15 protein-coding genes are annotated in these 14,422 nt (G+C 69.2%); 10 read left to right on the top strand and 5 right to left on the bottom strand.

From position 1 onward, the window contains the following. Position 1: 1 nt before the first annotated feature. Entirely contained in the window at positions 2–355 is a 354-nt protein-coding gene (locus ACZ50N_RS18515) for a YidH family protein (RefSeq protein ID WP_464473496.1), read from the bottom strand. 54 nt (positions 356–409) lie between these two features. Here ACZ50N_RS18515 and dapE point away from each other — a divergent pair, with 54 nt between their 5' ends. Together dapE and ACZ50N_RS18505 are read left to right on the top strand one after the other, a co-directional pair. Beyond that, the gene (gene dapE, locus ACZ50N_RS18510; protein WP_464473495.1) at positions 410–1,474 is read left to right on the top strand and encodes a succinyl-diaminopimelate desuccinylase; all 1,065 of its coding nucleotides are present in this window, start codon (positions 410–412) and stop codon (positions 1,472–1,474) included. Positions 1,475–1,552: 78 nt separating this feature from the next. Continuing rightward, a complete protein-coding gene (locus ACZ50N_RS18505; RefSeq protein WP_464473494.1) occupies positions 1,553–3,154 on the top strand; it encodes an ABC-F family ATP-binding cassette domain-containing protein in 1,602 nt (533 codons plus the stop codon). On the opposite strand, the gene ACZ50N_RS18500 is transcribed toward ACZ50N_RS18505, so the two are convergent. Beyond that, positions 3,151–5,142 carry an AAA family ATPase gene (locus tag ACZ50N_RS18500; RefSeq protein ID WP_464473493.1) on the bottom strand — a complete coding sequence of 664 codons (1,992 nt, stop codon included), beginning with the start codon at positions 5,140–5,142 and terminating at the stop codon, positions 3,151–3,153. The two genes, ACZ50N_RS18505 and ACZ50N_RS18500, sit on opposite strands and share 4 nt — an antisense overlap. Positions 5,143–5,171: 29 nt before the next feature. Between ACZ50N_RS18500 and ACZ50N_RS18495 the strand changes: the two genes are divergently transcribed. From ACZ50N_RS18495 to ACZ50N_RS18465, 7 genes are all read left to right on the top strand, one after another. Next, entirely contained in the window at positions 5,172–5,729 is a 558-nt protein-coding gene (locus ACZ50N_RS18495) for a cytokinin riboside 5'-monophosphate phosphoribohydrolase (protein ID WP_046366245.1), read from the top strand. A gap of 42 nt (positions 5,730–5,771) precedes the next feature. After that, positions 5,772–7,580, top strand: coding sequence for a long-chain-acyl-CoA synthetase FadD6 (gene fadD6 / locus ACZ50N_RS18490; protein ID WP_464473492.1), 1,809 nt, complete (start codon positions 5,772–5,774; stop codon positions 7,578–7,580). Positions 7,581–7,656: 76 nt separating this feature from the next. Beyond that, positions 7,657–8,532, top strand: a complete 876-nt coding sequence (gene folP, locus ACZ50N_RS18485) for a dihydropteroate synthase (RefSeq protein WP_133414219.1) — start codon at positions 7,657–7,659, stop codon at positions 8,530–8,532. Then, positions 8,529–9,488, top strand: coding sequence for a glucosyl-3-phosphoglycerate synthase (locus tag ACZ50N_RS18480; RefSeq protein WP_046366242.1), 960 nt, complete (start codon positions 8,529–8,531; stop codon positions 9,486–9,488). The genes folP and ACZ50N_RS18480 overlap by 4 nt, the downstream gene beginning before the upstream one ends. A 50-nt stretch (positions 9,489–9,538) precedes the next feature. Continuing rightward, positions 9,539–9,850: a DivIVA domain-containing protein gene (locus ACZ50N_RS18475; protein ID WP_464473491.1), complete on the top strand. Its 312-nt coding sequence runs from the start codon at positions 9,539–9,541 to the stop codon at positions 9,848–9,850. Then, positions 9,847–10,455: a DNA-3-methyladenine glycosylase I gene (locus ACZ50N_RS18470; protein ID WP_464473490.1), complete on the top strand. Its 609-nt coding sequence runs from the start codon at positions 9,847–9,849 to the stop codon at positions 10,453–10,455. The genes ACZ50N_RS18475 and ACZ50N_RS18470 overlap by 4 nt, the downstream gene beginning before the upstream one ends. A 145-nt stretch (positions 10,456–10,600) precedes the next feature. Beyond that, the gene (locus ACZ50N_RS18465) at positions 10,601–10,768 is read left to right on the top strand and encodes a DUF3117 domain-containing protein (RefSeq protein WP_003406247.1); all 168 of its coding nucleotides are present in this window, start codon (positions 10,601–10,603) and stop codon (positions 10,766–10,768) included. A 12-nt stretch (positions 10,769–10,780) separates the two neighbouring features. Here ACZ50N_RS18465 and glgA read toward each other — a convergent pair whose 3' ends face one another. Further along, positions 10,781–11,941: a glycogen synthase gene (gene glgA, locus ACZ50N_RS18460; protein ID WP_464475676.1), complete on the bottom strand. Its 1,161-nt coding sequence runs from the start codon at positions 11,939–11,941 to the stop codon at positions 10,781–10,783. A 167-nt stretch (positions 11,942–12,108) separates the two neighbouring features. On the opposite strand from glgA, the gene glgC reads away from it, so the two are divergent. Continuing rightward, positions 12,109–13,323: a glucose-1-phosphate adenylyltransferase gene (glgC, locus tag ACZ50N_RS18455; RefSeq protein ID WP_048421967.1), complete on the top strand. Its 1,215-nt coding sequence runs from the start codon at positions 12,109–12,111 to the stop codon at positions 13,321–13,323. Here the strand turns inward: glgC and ACZ50N_RS18450 are convergent. Both ACZ50N_RS18450 and ACZ50N_RS18445 read right to left on the bottom strand, forming a co-directional pair. Next, on the bottom strand, positions 13,320–13,808 hold the full coding sequence (locus ACZ50N_RS18450; protein ID WP_464473489.1) for an MSMEG_6728 family protein: 489 nt from the start codon (positions 13,806–13,808) through the stop codon (positions 13,320–13,322). The two genes, glgC and ACZ50N_RS18450, sit on opposite strands and share 4 nt — an antisense overlap. 22 nt (positions 13,809–13,830) lie before the next feature. Next, positions 13,831–14,421 (bottom strand): DUF4126 domain-containing protein, encoded by a 591-nt coding sequence (locus ACZ50N_RS18445; protein ID WP_046366236.1) that lies wholly within the window; start codon positions 14,419–14,421, stop codon positions 13,831–13,833. Position 14,422 lies beyond the last annotated feature (1 nt).

Below are 14,422 nucleotides of genomic sequence, written 5' to 3'. Positions count from 1 at the left end.
GTCAGTGCCCTGTCGGTGGCCAGATCACCAGCACCACCAGCACGCCAAGTGCGACGACGGCGATACCGGTGGCAAGCGCCGCCGGAACACGGGTGGGCGGCAGGTCGGCGTCGCGGCGCATCGCGTCCTGCACCACCCGCCACCGGTGTACGGCCAACACGGCGAGCACACCGCCGCCCGCGGTGAGCACCACGCTGAGCAGATGGCGCACCCCGGCGATCCCGAAGGCCGGGGCGAACTGCACGACGGCGACGCCACCGGCGATCAGCGCCAGCGCGGTGCGAATCCATGCCAGGAAGGTACGTTCATTGGCCAGCGTGAACCGGTAGTCCGGTTCCTGCTCCGATGACGACATCGAGCTCCTTCCCAGCGCCGTCTCACGCTAGCGAACCGACTAACCTGGTGTCTCGTGCTCGACCTACACGGTGACCCGATCGCCTTGACCGTCGCGCTGGTCGACATTCCCAGCGAATCCCGCCACGAGACGCGCATCGCCGACGAGGTCGAGGCCGCACTACGAGCGCAGACCACCGGATTCGAGATCATCCGGCACGGAGACGCAGTGTTGGCTCGCACGCATCACGGGAAGCCGTCGCGGGTGCTGCTCGCCGGACACACCGACACCGTGCCCGCCGCCGACAACGTGCCGAGCCGCCGTGACGGCGACCTGCTGTACGGCTGCGGCACGTCGGACATGAAGTCCGGCGACGCCGTGTTCCTGCACCTGGCCGCGACGGTCACCGAACCCGCGCATGACATCACGCTGGTCTTCTACGACTGCGAGGAGATCGAGGCGTCGGCCAACGGGCTCGGCCGCATCGAACGCGAACTGCCCGACTGGCTGGCCGCCGACGTGGCGATCCTCGGCGAACCGTCGGGCGGACTCATCGAAGCCGGCTGCCAGGGCACGTTGCGGGTCATCGTCCGGGCGACCGGTACGCGTGCTCATTCGGCGCGATCGTGGCTGGGCGACAACGCGATTCACAAGTTGGCAGCGGTACTGACCAGGCTGCAGCACTACCAGGCCCGCAGCGTCGACATCGACGGTTGCGTGTATCGCGAGGGACTCTCGGCGGTGCGCATCGACGGCGGTGTCGCCGGCAACGTCATCCCCGACGCCGCCTCGGTCACGGTGAACTTCCGGTTCGCCCCCGACCGCTCGGTGGACGCCGCATACGCCCACGTGCTCGAGGTGTTCGACGGGCTCGATGTGACGATCGAGATGACCGACTCCGCCGCCGGTGCCCTGCCCGGGCTGACTCGCCCCGCCGCGGCTGCGCTGGTGCAGGCCGCCGGGGGAGCCGTACGCGCGAAGTACGGCTGGACCGACGTGTCCCGGTTCGCGGCGCTGGGTGTGCCGGCCGTGAACTACGGCCCGGGAGACCCGAACACCGCGCACCGCGTCGACGAACACGTCGACGTCACGCAGATCACCTCCGTCACCGAGACGTTGCGGCGGTACTTAATCGGTTGACGGGTCCGGTTATCCTGGACCCATGCTCTCTCGCTGACGCGCCCGCTGACACTGTCCGCACGTCTCGAGAGTTCTTGCATGTCATCAATCGTCTTCTCTCACGTCTCGTTCTCCTGGCCCGACGAGACCCCGCTGTTCACCGATCTGTCCTTCGCCGCAGGTCCTGGCCGTACCGGCCTGATCGCGCCCAACGGCGCCGGTAAGAGCACGGTGCTGCGCCTGGCCGCCGGTGAACTCGTTCCGGCCGCGGGATCGGTCAGCGCCGACGGCACCGTCGGCTATCTGTCGCAGACCCTGCCGCTGCTCGACGATCGCACCGTCGCCGACCTTCTCGGGATCGCCGACGTACTCGCCGCGCTGGAGGCGTTGACGGCCGGGGACACCCGTGACGAGGTGTTCATCGCCATCGGCGACGACTGGGACGTCGAGGAGCGAGCCCACGCCCAGCTCGACCGTCTCGGGCTCGGCCACATCGGACTCCGCCGCTCCCTGCGTACCCTCTCGGGTGGCGAAGTCGTCACCCTCGGACTGGCCCGAGAATTGCTGCGGCGCAGTGAGATACTGCTCCTCGACGAGCCGACCAACAATCTCGACGCCGGCGCGCGGAGTCGACTCCACGATGCGCTCGCCGACTTCACCGGCTGCCTCCTGCTGGTCAGTCACGACCGGGCGCTGCTCGACCGGATGGACCACATCGCCGAGCTACGCGGCGGTGAGATCACCTCGTACGGCGGAAATTTCACCGCTTACCGGGACGCCGTCGAGGCTGCCGACCGCGCCGCGCGCAGCGCGGTCCGCCAGGCCGAGCAACACCTCAAACGCCAGAAGCGCGATCGCCAGCAGGCCCGCGAGCGGGCCGACCGGCGCAGCGGCGCTGCGCAGCGATCACTCCCTGACGCGGGGATACCGAAAATAGTTGCCGGCGCGATGAAGCGCCGGGCGCAGGTGAGCGCGGGCCGTGCCGATGATGTGCACGCCCGGCGGGTCGACGACGCTCGGGCTCGGCTGGGTGAGGCCGAAGCGCTGGTGCGCGACGACGACACGCTGACCCTCGATCTTCCGGACACCGAAGTGCCGTCCGGTCGGATGATCCTGCGCTGCAATGAGATCGCGGTGGCACGCGGCAATCGCGAGGTGCTCGCCGGCGTCGAGTTCTCGATCCGTGGCCCAGAGCGAATCGCGCTCACCGGCCCGAACGGCAGCGGTAAGACCACGCTGCTGCGGGTTCTGCTCGGCGAACTGGCACCCGATCGCGGCACGGTCGACCGCTCGGGAGGCCGGGTGGCGTACCTGTCGCAGCGGCTCGACCTGCTCGACGACAACGCCACGCTGGCCGACAACCTCGCCGCCCACGCGCCGAGCCTGTCGGTGACGCGCCGCCGGCATCTGTTGGCGCAGTTCCTGTTCGGAGACGACGCGGTCGATCGCACGGTCGCGACGCTGTCGGGCGGCGAGAGATTGCGCGCCACCTTGGCGTGCGTGCTGTTCGCCGAACCCGCACCCGAGCTGCTGCTGCTCGACGAACCGACCAACAACCTCGACCTCGTCAGCGTCGCCCAGCTCGAACAGGCCTTGCAGGCTTACCGGGGTGCGTTCGTCGTCGTGAGCCACGACGAGGCGTTCCTCGCGGCCATCGGCGTGGACCGCACGCTGAGTCTGGACGCGGGACGCGTGCGCTAAAGGCCGGCTACCGCGTCGCGGCCGAAGGCGCACGGCACCTGCTGCGCGATTCGAGTCAGCGTCTCACCCGCGCGCGGATCACCGAGGACAACTGCGTCGGCCGCAGCGCGCAGAGCGACCGCCTGCTGGCCGCCGCGCTCGGCGGCCTTGACGGCATCCCGGGCCGCCGCCACCGCGCCGTGGGCGTCGCGGCGAGCCGACATCGTCCACGCCCGCGCCAGGGCCAACTCCGGCGCGAACAGCATCGACTTCAGGCCGTGCCGAGATTCTGCGCGCGACAACGCCTTTCCCGCCTCGACGGTCTCGCCCAGCCGGCCGAGCGCCTGCGCGAGCAGCATCCAGGCCAGCGGCCCCCACGAGTATCCCGTCGGGGCCAGCGTCGCGGCCGACTGCCGCAGCAGCGCCACCGCCTGCGCCGTCTGGCCGGTGGCGATCAGGACGTCGGCCACCAGCACCTCGCCGATCGCGCGGCCGGGCTGCCGGCGCTGGGCGAAATCGGTGAGATGGCGCGCCAGTTCCAGTGCACGCTCGGGCTCCCCGGCCATCAGCAGCGCGGAGGTCTGGCCGAAGCCGCTGGTGAATCGCAGCAACCCCGGCTGGCCGGCCGACATCGCGCGCTCGGCCAGCGCGTCGACATCGGCGAACCGCCCCATGCGGGCCGCGCACAGAGCGGCCGCCGAACCCGCCCAGCCCACCGCGGTGTCGTCGGCGGCCGACGAGCCCAGCACCTCGTCAGCGAGCTCGACGGCCCTACCGAGGTTGCCGGCGTTCATCGCGAAGGTCGCCGACAGCGCGTCCAGCGTGGTGCGCGCCGCCGGTGAGCTCACCTTGCCGCGAGTGGCCTGCAGGAAGGCCGTCGCCCGCTCGGGCTCCGACAACATCCAGAACTGATTGGCCGCCGTCGGCAGCGCCCACGCCAGCATCTCGTCCTCGGTCAGCTCGCCGGGCTCCACCTCGGCCAGCACCGCGTCGGCGTCCCGGCCGCGGCCCTGCCACGCCAGCGCGTAGCCGACCGTGAGGCGGGCGCTCAGATCGGGCGACTGAGCCAGGGCCGCCTGTCCCAGCCGCTCGGAGAGCTCCAGATCGCCGAGTCGCAGCGCATCCGCCGCCGCGGCGCACACTTGCGCGACCGGCGGCGGGCTGTCGCTTCCCACGGCCAGCGCCGCCAGGCGCAGCCGCGCGACCACGCCGCGCGGACCCGCCTGCGACAGCCGGGCCACCACCGCCGTCCGCAGCCGGCGGAGCTCAGGACCGCCCAGCGCGGCGCGCACCGCGTCGCAGAACAGCGGATGCGCGGGACGCACCCCGTCGTCGTCGACCGAGATCACCCCCGCCGCCGCGGCGTCGTCGACCGCGCCGGCACTGGTCAACACCGCGACGTCCTCGAGACTCAGCGGATCGCACACCGCGAGGAACTCGAGCACCCGGCGCGCCTGCGGGCTCACAGCGTCGACGAAGTCGGCCACATGGGCCATCAACCGGTCGTCGTCGTGCCCGGGCGGCTCGAGATCGATGCGGGACAGCAGGCCGTCCCGCCACAACGCGCTGACCTCGGCGGGTACCGGGTTCGCCGAGACGCTGGCCGACAGCAGGATGCGCACCGTCGCGCCGACCGCCAGCTGATAGATCAGTGCCGCCGACAGCGGATCGAGCAGGTGCGCATCGTCGACCACGAGCAGGCGACCGTCGCCGAGACGGTTCCGCGCGGCCCGCAGGACCGCTGCCGTCTTGCCGGTGTCGGGAACGTCGACGAGATGTCCGACGGCGGCGAACGGAATCGCGGTCCGCGTCGCCGTCGCGCGCACCCAGTCGACCCGTGGGAAGTCCGACGCCAGCCGCTCAGCCGCCCGGCGCAACAGCCACGTCTTTCCGACGCCGGCGGGCCCGATCAGAGCCGCCCCCGAGCGGTCGCGCACGCCCGCGTCCAGCTGTGCCAGCGCGGGTTCGTCGGGTGCGGTCACCCAGGTGACTGGCGCGGGCACGGGCACCGGCTCAGCCTATGGCTAAGTTTTAGGTCGTGTCCCCAGAACCCGATCGCGGATGGGCCGTCTGCGTGTACTGCGCCTCGGGCCCCACAGAAACTCGTCTGCTCGACCTCGCCCGGCGGCTCGGCGCCGCCATCGCCGACCGCGGCTGGACGCTGGTCTCCGGCGGCGGAAACGTCTCGGCGATGGGGGAGGTGGCCGCGGCCGCCCGCTCCCACGGCGGTCGCACCGTGGGCGTGATCCCCAAGGCGCTGGTCCATCGCGAGGTCGCCGACACCGAGGCCGATGAGCTCGTCGTCACCGACACGATGCGGGAGCGCAAACAGGTCATGGAAGACCGCGCCGATGCTTTCATCGCGCTGCCCGGCGGCATCGGAACGCTCGAAGAATTCTTCGAAGCCTGGACAGCGGGCTATTTGGGTATGCACACCAAGCCAATCGTGATGCTCGACACTTGGGGGCATTACGAGGGGCTTCTGGACTGGCTGCGCGGGCTGGTCCAGAGCGGCTATGTCGGTGAGGGCGCGCTCGCGCGTCTGCACGTCGTCGACGACATCGATGCTGCTCTGGCCGCATGCGCACCGGGCTAGGGTGACCGACACACGACCACCGAGGAACAAGGGGAGCGGCGAATGAGCGGTAAATCCGGGAAGCGGAGCAGTGTCGGGGTCCTCGACATCGCGAGCCAGGTACCGGGGCTGCTGATGGACACACCGACGATCGTGCAGGGCGTCGTCACCGGGTTCCTGGCCCGTCCGACAGCGAAGACCTCTATCGGCAAAGTCTTCCAGGACCGCGCGGGCCGCTATGCCGACAAGGTGTTCATCAAGTTCGACGACGTCGAGCTGTCCTACGGCGAGGCCAACGAGACCGTCAACCGCTACGCCGCGGTACTCGCCGCGCGCGGCGTGGGCCACGGCGACGTCGTCGGCGTCATGCTGCGCAACTCCCCGGACTCGGTGCTGCTGATGCTCGCCGCGGTCAAGTGCGGCGCCATCGCCGGGATGATCAACTACCACCAGCGCGGTGACGTGCTCAAGCACAGTCTGGGCCTGCTCGAGGCCAAGGTCGTGATCGCCGAGGTCGACCTGATCGATCCGATTTCCGAGAGCGGCGCGGACACCTCCGGTGTCGTCACCGTCGACGAGATGAAGGAGAAGGCGCAGGGCGCGCCGACCAGCAACCCCGCCACCACGTCGGCGGTGCTCGCCAAGGACAAGGCGTTCTACATCTTCACCTCCGGCACCACCGGTATGCCGAAGGCCAGCGTGATGACGCACTACCGCTGGCTGCGGGCGCTGGCCGGGTTCGGTGGTCTGGGCATGCGGCTCAACAGCAACGACACGCTGTACTGCTGCCTGCCGCTCTACCACAACAACGCGTTGACAGTCGCGCTGTCCTCGGTGCTGAACTCCGGCGCGACACTGGCGCTGGGCAAGTCGTTCTCGGCGTCGAAGTTCTGGGACGACGTCATCCGCTACGAGGCGACCGCGTTCGTCTACATCGGCGAGATCTGCACCTACCTGCTGGGCAAAGAGGAGAAGCCGACCGACCGCCAACACAAGGTGCGGGTGATCGCCGGCAACGGCCTGCGGCCTGCCATCTGGGACGAGTTCACCGAACGGTTCGGCATCAAGCGGGTCTGCGAGTTCTATGCGGCCAGTGAAGGCAACACCGCGTTCGTCAACGTCCTCAACATCGACAAGACAACCGGCATCTGCCCCAGCCCCGTGGCCTTCGTCGAGTACGACGAGGAGACCGGGGACCCCAAGCGCGACGACAACGGCCGGCTGCGGAAAGTGAAGACCGGCCAGCCCGGCTTGCTGCTGTCCAAGGTCAGCAACTTCCAGCCCTTCGACGGCTACACCGACAAGGAGGCCACCGAGAAGAAGCTGGTGCGCGACGCCTTCAAAGAGGGTGACGTCTGGTTCAACACCGGCGACCTGATGCGCGCCCAGGGCTTCGGGCACGCCGCGTTCACCGACCGCCTCGGCGACACCTTCCGGTGGAAGGGCGAGAACGTCGCCACCACCGAGGTCGAGGCCGCCATCTCGACGGACCCGCAGGTCGAAGAGGCCACGGTGTTCGGTGTCGAGGTGCCCGGCGCGGGCGGGCGGGCCGGCATGGCCGCCGTCCAGCTCAAAGAAGGCCAGGAGTTCGACGGCAAGTCCCTGGCCAAGGCCGCCTACGACAAGCTGCCCGGCTATGCGGTGCCGCTGTTCGTCCGGGTGGTCGAGGAACTGGCCCACACGTCGACGTTCAAGTCGCAGAAGGGTGACCTCCGCAAGGAGGGGTACGGCAAGGCCTCCGCCGATGACGACGACTCCGAGGACGTGGAGATCGAGGATCCGATCTACGTGCTCTCCGGCAAGGAGGAGGGGTACGTCGAGTTCTACGACGAGTACCCCGAAGAGGTCGCCGCCGGCAAGAAGCCCAAGTAACCGCCGGTTTCGGCGTGTTTGCCGTCGCTGAGCGGCGGTGAACACGCCGAAATCGCACGGTACGTAGCCTGGGAGCGTGCAATCGACGTTTCTCGGGCGTCCCGTGGCCGGTGATCGTGCGCTGATCATGGCGATCGTCAACCGGACGCCGGACTCGTTCTACGACCGGGGCGCCACGTTCACCGATGAGGCCGCCAAGGAGGCGGCGCACCGTGTGGTCGCCGACGGTGCGGACATCGTCGACGTCGGCGGCGTCAAGGCAGGGCCCGGGCAGACCGTGGACGCCGACGAGGAGATCGCCCGCGTCGTCCCGTTCATCGAGTGGCTCCGCGCGGAGTTCCCCGACCAGCTGATCAGCGTCGACACCTGGCGCGGCGAGGTCGCCAAGCTGGCCTGTGCCGCCGGTGCCGACCTGATCAACGACACCTGGGCCGGGGCCGACCCGGACCTCCCGTCCGTCGCCGCCGAGTTCAATGCGGGCCTGGTGTGCTCGCACACCGGCGGAGCGGTGCCGCGGACTCGGCCGTTCCGGGTGAACTACGGGATCACCGACCGCGGCGTGGTCGACGACGTGCTGGCCGAAGTGACTGCGGCCGCGGAGAGGGCGCTGGCCCACGGGGTCCGGCGGGACGGCATCCTGATCGATCCGACCCACGATTTCGGCAAGAACACTTATCACGGTCTTAGTTTGTTGCGCCACGTAAAAGAGCTTGTTAACACTGGATGGCCCGTCCTGATGGCCCTGAGCAACAAAGATTTCGTCGGGGAGACTCTCGGTGTGGGACTCACCGAGCGCCTGGAGGGCACCCTGGCTGCGACCGCACTCGCAGCCGCCGAGGGAGCCGCCATGTTCCGCGTGCACGAGGTGGGCCCCACACGTCGGGTACTGGACATGGTGGCGTCAATCAACGGCGTCCGTCCGCCACAACGCACGGTGAGGGGACTGGCATGACGGTCTTGAGTGAGCGCGTTACGGGAATGGGCCCCCAGGGAATGGCCGAGCATCGCTGGCTGACCGACCACAGTTGGAGCCGCCCGGCCTGGACAGTCGCCGAGTTGGAGGCTGCGAAGAAGGGGCGCACCGTGTCGGTGGTGCTCCCGGCTCTGAACGAGGAAGAGACCGTGGCCGGCGTGGTCGAGACGATCACACCGCTGCTCGGCGGGTTGGTCGACGAGCTCGTGGTGCTCGACTCCGGGTCCACCGACGACACCGAGATCCGCGCGCTGGCCGCGGGGGCGCGGGTGATCAGTCGCGAGGCCGCGCTGCCCGAGGTGGCGCCCCAGCCCGGCAAGGGTGAGGTGCTGTGGCGTTCGCTGGCGGCTACCACCGGTGACCTGATCGCATTCGTCGATTCCGATCTGCTCGATCCCGACCCGATGTTCGTGCCCAAGCTGCTCGGCCCGCTGCTCACCGCTGATGGTGTGCATCTGGTGAAGGGCTTCTACCGACGCCCACTCAAGGTCAGCGGCCGCGAAGACGCCAACGGCGGCGGGCGCGTCACCGAGCTGGTGGCCCGACCGCTGCTCGCTGCGCTGCGGCCCGAGCTGACGTGCCTGTACCAACCGCTCGGCGGGGAATACGCCGGCACCAGGGAGCTGCTGACCGCGGTGCCGTTCGCGCCGGGCTACGGCGTGGAGATCGGGCTGCTGGTCGACGCCTACGACCGACTGGGCCTCGACGGCATCGCCCAGGTCAACCTCGGGGTACGCACCCACCGCAACCGCCCGCTCACCGAGCTGGCCTCGATGAGCCGGCAGGTCATCGCGACACTGCTGCAGCGGTGCGGCATCCCGGATTCCGGCGTCGGTCTGACGCAGTTCTTCGCCGACGGCGAGGACTACACGCCCCGCACGTCGTCGGTGTCGTTGGACGACCGGCCGCCGATGGTGACGTTGCGTCCCCGCTGACATCCGCGGCTGACGCTGATCGTGTCGGTGCAGTCAGGCAGTATCGACGTGTGACGCTCGTTCTTCTCTACCTCGTCGTGCTGGTGCTCGTCGGCGTCGTGCTGTTCGCGATCGGCAGCGTGTTGTTCGGCCGCGGTGAGGTGCTCGCGCCGCTGCCGAAGGCGACCACCGCCACGTCACTTCCGGCCACCGAGATCACCGGGGCCGATGTCGAGGCGCTGAAGTTCACCCAGACGCTGCGGGGATACAAGGCCAGCGAGGTCGACTGGGCGCTCGAGCGCCTGGGTCGCGAGATCGACGAGTTGCGTGCGGAGTTGGCGCAGACGCGGGCGACGCAGGACGCCCCGCAACTCGGCACATGACGGCCGTCGATGACGGTCGGGTCCGGTGCGGCTGGATCGACCAGGCGCGTCTGTCGGACGACGACTTCGTGCTGTACCGCGACTACCACGACACCGAGTGGGGTCGGCCGCTGCGCGATTCGGGTGCATTGTTCGAGCGCATCAGCCTCGAGGCGTTCCAGAGCGGGCTGTCGTGGCTGATAATCCTGCGCAAGCGGGAGAACTTCCGCGCCGCATTCGACGGCTTCGACGTCGAGCGGGTGTCCCGCTACACCGAGCGAGACGTCGAGCGGCTGATGTCCGACGCCGGCATCGTGCGCAACCGGGCCAAGATCGAGGCCACGATCGCCAATGCGCAAGCCACGGTCGATCTCGCCGACGCGGGCGGCGACCTGGCGGAGCTGCTGTGGTCGTTCGCCCCGGCCGGCCGGCCCCGGCCCGTCGATCTGTCCGCGGTACCGGCCACGTCCCCGGAATCCACGGCGATGGCCAAGGAACTCAAACGGCGAGGATTCCGGTTCGTCGGCCCGACCACGGCGTACGCGCTGATGCAAGCGACCGGCATGGTGGACGACCACGTCGCCGATTGTTGGGTGCCGCGAACAGAGCCGAAGGCGCAGCTATAGCGGGTCTTTGCACACGAGGCGGCGCCGATAGGGAACAATGGACGTCTGAAGCAGTTCAGAGCCGATGCTGTCAGCGTTCGACGTCATCGGTGCTTGCACGACCAATCGGGCCCTGACGGGCACGCCCATGTGGAGGAGGCACTCGATGGCGGCGATGAAGCCCCGGACCGGCGACGGTCCACTGGAAGCAACCAAGGAGGGGCGCGGCATCGTGATGCGGGTACCACTGGAAGGTGGCGGACGGCTGGTCGTGGAGCTGACTCCCGATGAGGCAGCCGCCCTCGGCGACGAACTCAAGGGCGTCACCAGCTAGCGCGCAAGCCGCTCAGCAGACCTTGCGGTAGATCTCCAGGGTCTGCTCAGCGATCTGCGCCCACGAGAACTCCTCGATACACCGGGCCCGGCCCGCGGCGCCGAACGTCGCGGCGCGCTGCGGGTCGGCCACCAGTGAGTTGACGGCCTCGGCCAGGTCGCGCTCGAATGCGGCCGTCTGGTCTGCGTCGTAGTGCACCAGCAGGCCAGTGCGTCCGTCGTCGACCACCTCGGGGATACCGCCGACATCGGATGCGACGACTGCCGTCCCGCACGCCATCGCCTCGAGGTTGACGATGCCCAGCGGCTCGTACACCGACGGGCATACAAAAGCCGTTGCCGCCGTGAGTATTTCGCGAATCTTGGGCGTCGGTAGCATCTCGCGGACCCAGAACACGCCGGTGCGGGCATCTGACAGCTGCTGGACCGCCGAGGCCACCTCTTCGGCGATCTCCGGGGTGTCGGGGGCCCCGGCGCACAGCACGAGCTGCACCTCAGGGGCGAAGTGGTGCGCGGCCGCGACCAGGTGCGCGACGCCCTTCTGCCGGGTGATCCTGCCGACGAACGCGACGATGGGGCGGGTCGGGTCGACACCCAGGTCGGCGAGCACCGACTGCGCGGGGTCGGGTTGGGCGGGATACCAGACGTCGGTGTCGATGCCGTTGCGCACGACGTGCACCCGGTCGGGATCGAGCGCGGGGTAGGTGCGCAGCACGTCGCCGCGCATCCCGGAGCTGACGGCGATCACCGCGTCGGCGGCCTCCACGGCCGTCTTCTCCACCCACGACGAGATGCGGTACCCGCCGCCGAGCTGCTCGGCCTTCCACGGGCGCATCGGCTCCAGCGAGTGCGCCGTCAGCACGTGCGGAGCGCCGTACAGCAGGGCCGCCAGATGGCCAGCCATACCCGTGTACCAGGTGTGCGAGTGCACGACGGTGGCCTCGGAACTGCCGTTGACCATGGTGAGATCGGCCGACAGGGTGGCCAGCGCGGCGTTGGCTCCCGCCAGCGCCGGATCGGGCGCGGCGACGGTCACTCCCGGGCGGGGCGCACCCATACAGTGCACGTCGACCTCACAGAGGTGTCGCAGCTGCGCGACCAGCTCGGTGACGTGAACTCCCGCGCCGCCGTAGACCTCCGGGGGGTACTCCCGCGTCATCATCGCCACTCGCATCTCCGACCGCATGGACAGACCGTACCCAGATCGACCGACCGCTCGCGCCGCATCCTCAATTGTCTTGATGCACATGTGCGGATGCAGTTGACGTGATGAGGACGCAAGAACGCGCCAATGCCTGTCAATAGCTGGCCCCCGTCACCACCTGCCGATAGGTTGGTTTCATGAGGGAAGCGCCACACGTGCTGGGCATCGTCCTCGCCGGCGGAGAAGGTAAACGGCTGTACCCGTTGACAGCTGACCGGGCCAAGCCCGCGGTGCCATTCGGAGGCGCCTACCGGCTGATCGACTTCGTGCTCTCGAATCTCGTGAATGCTCGGTACCTGCGGATCTGTGTTCTCACCCAATACAAGTCGCATTCGCTGGATCGCCACATCTCGCAGAATTGGCGGCTTTCGGGGCTTGCCGGTGAGTACATCACCCCGGTGCCGGCGCAGCAGCGTCTCGGTCCGCGGTGGTACACCGGCTCCGCCGATGCGATCTACCAGTCGATGAACCTCATCTACGACGAGGACCCCGACTACATCGTGATCTTCGGCGCCGACCACGTGTACCGGATGGATCCGGAGCAGATGGTGCAGCAGCACATCGAGAGCGGCGCCGGGGCGACCGTGGCGGGTATCCGTGTGCCGCGCGCCGAAGCCAGCGCGTTCGGGTGCATCGACGCCGACGATTCGGGACGCATCCGCGGGTTCATCGAGAAGCCGGCCGATCCGCCCGGCACGCCCGACGACCCGGAGCAGACGTTCGTGTCGATGGGCAACTACATCTTCACCACCAAGGTCCTGATCGACGCGATCCGCGCCGACGCCGAGGACGACGACTCCGACCACGACATGGGCGGCGACATCATCCCGCGGCTGGTGTCCGACGGTATGGCGTCGGTGTACGACTTCAACAACAACGAGGTGCCCGGGGCGACGGAGCGCGACCACGGCTACTGGCGTGACGTCGGAACGCTGGACGCGTTCTACGACGCGCACATGGACCTGGTGTCGGTGCACCCGATCTTCAACCTCTACAACAAGCGGTGGCCCATCCGTGGCAGCTCCGAGAACCTGGCACCGGCGAAGTTCGTGAACGGCGGATCGGCCCAGGAGTCGGTCGTCGGTGCCGGCAGCATCATCTCGGCGGCGTCGGTGCGCAACTCGGTGCTGTCGTCGAATGTCGCGGTCGACGACGGCGCGATCGTCGAGGGCAGCGTGATCATGCCGGGCGCGCGGATCGGCCGCGGCGCGGTGGTGCGGCACGCCATCCTCGACAAGAACGTCGTGGTCGGACCCGGGGAGATGGTGGGCGTCGACCTGGACAAGGACCGGGAACGGTTCTCGGTCAGCGCGGGCGGCGTGGTGGCCGTCGGCAAGGGCGTCTGGGTCTAATCCGCGGGTTTGGCCCGGCGGCGCGGCCGGTCGGAGACCGGCCAGACATACGGCAGGTCGTCGGGCACGTCGGGACACAGCGGACGGTAGTGATCCGGGAGCTTGCGCACCAGCGCCGACTGGTGGCTGCTGTGCACCGCCGGGTCACCGAGCCAGGGCGGGAGGTCACCTGCCGCGGCGAGCTCTTCTTGCGTGCGGACAGCGGTCAACCCGGTGCCCTGCGTCAGGTCGGTGCGTAGGGTGACCGCGCACGTGTCCGCGCGGCCCAGCGCGCACCACACGTCGCAGATCTCCAGCCCGTAGCGCACGACTGCCTCTTCGTATCCGGCCCACATCGTCGCGGCCGGGTGGTTGCGCCAGCCATAGCCCGCAACCGTGAGCGCCCGCAGCACCTGGATGGTCTCCGCGCGCTGCTTGCCCAGGCGGCGGGCGTCGAGGATGCGGGCCGAGTCGGCGAAGCCGGGATACGGCAGGAACGTCTGCATGACGACCCGGGTACCCGGCTCGTCAGCGAATACCTGCTTTCGTGGCACGCCGTCGGCGCCGGATCAGCCGGACCGCTGCCCACGCCATGCCGACGAGCGCGACCAGCACCAGGACCGGTACGAGGATCGCCAGCACCACCAGCAGCACGCTGACGATGTCCTCGATGGTGCTCAACACCGGTGCGGCCATGCCGGCCGTCGCGACGTTGGCTGCCGGCCGGACCGTCGACTTCGTCAGCGACACGATCAGGGCGACGACGACCCCGGCGACGACGGGAATCCACTGACCGGACTGGGCGAAGGCGCCCGGATCGGTGACGGCCGCGGTCTGCGCCGCGGTGCCGGAGCCGAAAACGATCCCGCCCGCGGTGGGCCGGACGAGGGTTTGCACAGTGTCGTTGATGCTGTCGAGTGCGGGCACCTTGTCGGCGACGACCTCGACGGCCAGCAGTACCGCGACGATGGCCATCACCCAACCGTTCTCGAGCCACGCCCAGCCGGCCGGGAGCGAGACCAGATCGGTGAAGCGTGCCAGCAGCCCCAGCGCCAGCAGAGGGATGTAGGCGTTGAGCCCCGCGGCACTCGCCAGTCCGAACCCGGTCAGCACTTCCATG

Source organism: Mycolicibacterium obuense (assembly GCF_055397605.1).
Note: the sequence above shows the minus strand (reverse complement) of the source record. Positions and strands in the feature narration are given on the sequence as shown.

Coding starts and splice junctions, on each gene's coding strand:
- ACZ50N_RS18515 (WP_464473496.1), bottom strand. CDS start 355: ATGTCGTCATCGGAGCAGGAACCGGACTACCGGTTCACGCTGGCCAAT.
- ACZ50N_RS18505 (WP_464473494.1), top strand. CDS start 1,553: ATGTCATCAATCGTCTTCTCTCACGTCTCGTTCTCCTGGCCCGACGAG.
- fadD6 (WP_464473492.1), top strand. CDS start 5,772: ATGAGCGGTAAATCCGGGAAGCGGAGCAGTGTCGGGGTCCTCGACATC.
- ACZ50N_RS18480 (WP_046366242.1), top strand. CDS start 8,529: ATGACGGTCTTGAGTGAGCGCGTTACGGGAATGGGCCCCCAGGGAATG.
- ACZ50N_RS18470 (WP_464473490.1), top strand. CDS start 9,847: ATGACGGCCGTCGATGACGGTCGGGTCCGGTGCGGCTGGATCGACCAG.
- ACZ50N_RS18465 (WP_003406247.1), top strand. CDS start 10,601: ATGGCGGCGATGAAGCCCCGGACCGGCGACGGTCCACTGGAAGCAACC.
- glgA (WP_464475676.1), bottom strand. CDS start 11,941: ATGCGAGTGGCGATGATGACGCGGGAGTACCCCCCGGAGGTCTACGGC.
- glgC (WP_048421967.1), top strand. CDS start 12,109: ATGAGGGAAGCGCCACACGTGCTGGGCATCGTCCTCGCCGGCGGAGAA.
- ACZ50N_RS18450 (WP_464473489.1), bottom strand. CDS start 13,808: ATGCAGACGTTCCTGCCGTATCCCGGCTTCGCCGACTCGGCCCGCATC.
- ACZ50N_RS18445 (WP_046366236.1), bottom strand. CDS start 14,421: ATGGAAGTGCTGACCGGGTTCGGACTGGCGAGTGCCGCGGGGCTCAAC.